The organism is Limnohabitans sp. (assembly GCF_031538885.1).
Taxonomy (GTDB): Bacteria; Pseudomonadota; Gammaproteobacteria; order Burkholderiales; family Burkholderiaceae_C; genus Limnohabitans.
In genome coordinates this window covers 1-4,939 of sequence record NZ_JAVKLW010000135.1, presented here as the reverse complement: position 1 = coordinate 4,939, position 4,939 = coordinate 1, and the positions used below count along the sequence as shown (strand labels likewise).

The window sequence follows — 4,939 nt, the reverse complement described above, 5'->3', positions numbered from 1 at the left end:
GTCCTGGGAGCCTTTGTCACCACCGCATAGCAACAGCACGACGACGTTGCTGGCCAACGCATAGTAAACGCGGTAGCCCGCCCCTTGGTCGATCCGCAATTCCCATACCCCCTCGCGGCAGAACTTGTGGTCACCGAAGTTCCCGCCTTCTACTCGGTTGACGCGCTTGAGCACTTGCATTTTTGCAATAGGGTCGCGCAGCTTTTTCAACCATTCCTGAAAGGGATCTCTTTCATCCTCGCTGAGGTAGTGCCGGACAATGAACATAATCCATTATCGTCTAAAAACGACAAAATACAAAAATGGTGAAGTCTTTTCTTCCATCAGTCCCTGACCAAGAATGCGCTGCCCATTTGCTTGGCCCGTTTGACATCATCTCCATGCAGGTAGATCGAGGTGGTCGAAATGGAAGCATGACGCAAATTGTCCCGCACTGAAGTCAGCTCTGCCCCTCTGGCCAGTGCATGGGTTGCATGGGTATGGCGCATCCAATGCGGCGTAGCCTTGCGCAGCTTTTCCGCAAGGGCCGGATTTTCTTGTCCTACTTCACCAGCGGCAGTTTCAAAGAATCGTTTCATCACGACCCAGAGTCGGGTTGCTGATATTCCCGACTGGTTCTCCAAGCCCATGGAACCAATCAGCTTGGTGCTCGGAATCCACATGTTTGGAGTGGTTGGCAACCCTCGTTGAACCAGATATCGCTGCAAGGCAGACCTGGCCAGTGGGGGCAAGGCCACTTTTCCGGGCTTGCTGCCTTTGCCCACCAAGCTAAGCCAATGATCGTCGCGGTCGTCGACGTGCACCGAGCGCAGTGACACCTCAACCAGCTCGCTGATGCGCAGTCCCGTTGCATAGGCAAAGTCCAGAATAAAGCGCAACCGCTGTGCCGCTGGTGCTGTCCACCCATATGACCATTCCAATCCGTCAGCAATAGTACGAATCAACGCCCATTCGCCATCAGAGAAGACATGTTGGATCTCCATGGCGGTAGTGCGCGCTGCGCCGCGTACCTTGATTCCGGCAAATGGATTCGTCAGCACATAACCCTGCTCCATCAGCCATCGGTACATGGCCCCCAGCACAGACAGCGCGTAAGCCACAGACCGTGCACAAAGTGGCCCGTTAAATGGCCTCCACTCTGGGGATGTTCTCGATAGTGATGGTCCGATCCAGCGACTTGCTGGACGACGCATAAACGCCCTGTATGCCACCGCATCTTCCGCAGTCAGTGAAGACATGGCTACGCCGCGTTCCAATGCCGCCCAAAGAATTAGACGTTCGGCTTCTTTGCGGTATGCCCGCAGTGTGGATGGTGTTTCGTGAAGAGACAGCCAAGCATTGACGGCCTGATAGTCGTTGTCCGCATTGAGCGAGCAGGTTTTGCGTGGGGCACGGAACACCCCATAGGAGCCGTCAACGTCCTCAGGTACCCGCAAGACTTCCCAAGGAACGATGTCTGAGTTGGTCGGCACCGCGATCAGGGCATGAGCCCGTTCGGTCAGTTGCGGATACTGTGCAAAAAACGCTTCAATCCGTTTGGCTCCTGTAGCGCCCAGTCCATCGATGCCTGCCCACCACATACGCCGCCTGGGAACGCGCACCGTGAGATCGGCCAGCGTCCTGATACCGTGGGCTTGCAAGGATCGGCAAGTCCGCTCTGGGAGCCACTTGCCGATGTCATCGGTCACCAAGGGTTCCGGCACCACTGAATTGCGCAGGTAGTCAATGGCTTGAAACACCTTGCGAGACAGGTTTGCCTTTTTTGAGTCTGGGTGGTCTAGCAGTTCAACCAGGTCGGCTTGGTGGCGTGATCGGGCAAAAGAGATGAGTTTTTGGCGGATGCGCCGGATCACGCCACGCGAGGACTCGTCCTTGGCACGCTGCTCACCCAGGTAGCGCTCAACCGCCTCGCGTGAGCTCACACCTTCGTACCAGGCACGCAGCGCAGCCAGCTCGCCCAAATCGGGGAAATCGGCTGAAATTTCGCTTTTGATGACAAGCGCTTGGGATGGGCGATTTTTCACGAAGGTAAGTTTAGAAAAATAACAAGTGCATTTGGATAATAAGACTTATCTCCCCATTTGTGTAGATGCTCATATTATTTTGCAATTCGTTGACCCAAAAACCATGACAAAACCGAACGCGAACCGCCTCAACATCCTCACGCCAGCCGAAATCACCGAACTCTATGGCTTACCTCAATTTGGCGATGAAGAGCGGCGCCACTATTTCGATATGAGTGCACAAGAGCGCCAGGTAGTTGAGGGGCGTCGCTCCGCTGCCGGGATCTTCCTGGCGTTAGAGCTGGGCTACTTCAAAGCGAAGCGGCAATTCTTTGATTTCACCCCGGCACAGGTCATGCCAGATTTGCGCTACCTGGCACAGCATTTTTTCAGCCGATTGGATGTAACGCAGCTTGTATTGCCATCCAGCACCACAAGAACCAGTGTGCAGCAGGCCATTCTGGGTTTGGCCAAATACCGCGCATGGGATGCCATTGCCAAAGATGAGTTGACTATGCGAATGCAGCGATTCGCTGCATTATCCACCCAGCCGCTGTACATCCTGCGGGAATCTTTGCAGCATCTCTCGCAACAGCGTTACGTAGCACCGCGATACAGCTCCTTGCAGGACATGATAGGTGGCGTTATCGCCGCAGAAATGGAGCGGCTTACGCAACTTTTAGTGCAACAGGCGTCGGCCAAAATTGTGGACTGCCTGGATGCCCTACTGCTGGGAAGCGGGCAGGAATTGAGCATCAACGCCATCAAACGGGAACCGAAAAACTTTGGCCTCAAGGAACTGCGGCTTGAAGTGCAAAGGCGGCAGTTTTTCCATCCACTGCACGAATTTGCCAACGCGTTTCTAGCCTCTGCCGGACTTTCCCAGGAGAGTGGCAAATACTATGCCTCGCTGGTCCCGTACTACACCCATTACAAGCTCCAGCGCATGCCACGCGGTGCCGCTCGCTTGTACCTGCTGTGCTTTGCCTTGCATCGATACCGGCAAATCAATGACAACCTGATCGAAGCCTTTATTTACCTGGTCGGCCAGTTTGACAAGCAGGCCAAAGCGGCGGCCATGGAGGCCATGGGCAAGGCGACGACGGAGGCCAACGCTAATCTGGGTGCCGCCGGGGAAGTGCTCAATCTGTTTGTGGATGAGTCGATTGCCGAGGACAGCCCGTTCATCGACGTCAAGACGCGGGCATTTTCATTGCTTGATCCGCAGAGTTTCGCCAGTGTTTCCAACTATCTGCGCAATGTGTCTTTCGATCGCCTGGCCTTCGAGTGGGAATACCTAGCCAAGTTGTCCATGACCATCAAACGAAACTTGCGCCACCTCTTTTGTGAGCTGGATTTCGCAGGTCGCGTCCAGGATGCACCGCTGGTGGAGGCCATTGGCATCTTGCAGGGGGTGCTGCGTCAGCACCAGTCCCCGCGCCATTCAGATAAGGCGGCCTTCCCATCCGCGCTGATCCCCAAACATCTGCGCCGCTATCTCTACCCAAAAACCGATGCCCAAGAGGGCGAGGGTAAGGTTTTAGATATTGATCGCTATGAGTTCTTGGTTTACCGACTGCTGCGCAATGCACTGGAGTCGGGGGACATCTTTGTCACCAACAGCCACGAATTCCGCCAGTTCGAAGATGACTTGATCAGCGATGTGCGGTGGAAAGACAAGGCGACTCTTCTTGCTGAAATTGATGCACCCCTATTGCTCGCCCCCATCAGTCACACCTTGGAGATATTTCGCCAAGCCCTAGCCACCCGCTACTCGGCTGTTAACCAACGTATTGCAGACAGCCTCAACCAGCACATCAAGATCGCGGGCCAAGGTGAGAAGAAGCGCTGGAAGCTGGTGTATCCAACCGAGAAGGTACAAACCAACCATGCTTTTTACGCGCAACTGCCCAGCATCGCTATTGCGGATTTGTTGCGCTTTGTGGCGAAGGAAGCGGGATTCCTAGAGGCGTTCAGTCACGTTCTTGGACGGCACGCAAAGTCCATGCCTCATCTGCGAGAAATACTGGCTTGCGTGGTGGCCTTTGGCACCAACATGGGCTTGGGCAAGATGGCGGAGGTGTCGGGTCTGAGCTACGCCACTTTGCTGACAACGGCGCGCAATATGCTCCGTCCTGAAACCCTGCGTGGCGCCAATGACGCGATCAGCAACGCCACCGCCAAATTGCCCGCCTTTGAATTGTTCAACATCCGCGATGAGGTGCACTCCAGCAGCGACGGTCAGCGCATGGAAACCAAGATCGACACGTTCAACGCCCGATACTCGCCCAAATACTTCGGCCTGGACAAGGGGGTGAGCGCCTGCACCGTGGTGGCCAATCACGTCCCCATCAATGCGCGCATCATTGGCACCCATGAGCATGAAAGTCATTACGTCTTTGACTTGCTCTACAACAACACCTCGGAGATACGGCCTACCCGCCATTCGACAGATACCCACGGCACCAATCACGTCAACTTCTGGACGTTGCGTACCTTCGGCTATGGATTTGCCCCACGGTACAAGGATCTACGCAAGAAAACAGCCTCATTGGTCAGCTTCGAGGCCCCTAGCACCTACGCGCAGGATGTGCTGATCCGTCCATCCTACAAGGTGGACACCGATTTGATCATTCGCGAGTGGCCCAACATCCAGCGGATCATGGCCTCACTGGCACAGAAGGACACCACGCAAGCCACTATTGTGCGCAAACTCAGCAGCTACGCACGCCAGAACCAGACCAAGAAAGCGCTCTGGGAACTCGACAATATTTGCCGTACTTTGTACATTCTGGATTTGGCGGATTCAAGGACGAAGTGCAACACGCTTTAACGAGGCATGGAATACCTCGTGAGGTGTCTTGAATCCTAGTCGCTTTCTGGGGCGGTGATTCAATCGGTTTTCAATCATAGTCAATTCCTCATCCGTCACGGTT

General features: G+C 54.8%; 2 protein-coding genes and 1 pseudogene. 1 reads left to right on the top strand and 2 read right to left on the bottom strand.

The genetic code is table 11. The features are described from left to right. Both RMS03_RS10915 and RMS03_RS10910 read right to left on the bottom strand, forming a co-directional pair. The coding region (locus tag RMS03_RS10915; protein WP_310627084.1) for a type II toxin-antitoxin system RelE/ParE family toxin at positions 1-267 on the bottom strand (267 nt) is incomplete at its 3' end. A 56-nt stretch (positions 268-323) separates the two neighbouring features. Continuing rightward, positions 324-2,024, bottom strand: a complete 1,701-nt coding sequence (locus RMS03_RS10910) for a phage integrase family protein (RefSeq protein ID WP_405023530.1) — start codon at positions 2,022-2,024, stop codon at positions 324-326. A gap of 103 nt (positions 2,025-2,127) precedes the next feature. Here RMS03_RS10910 and RMS03_RS10905 point away from each other — a divergent pair. Continuing rightward, a pseudogene (locus tag RMS03_RS10905) lies at positions 2,128-4,809 on the top strand (Tn3 family transposase); the annotation flags it as partial. Positions 4,810-4,939: the final 130 nt, after the last annotated feature.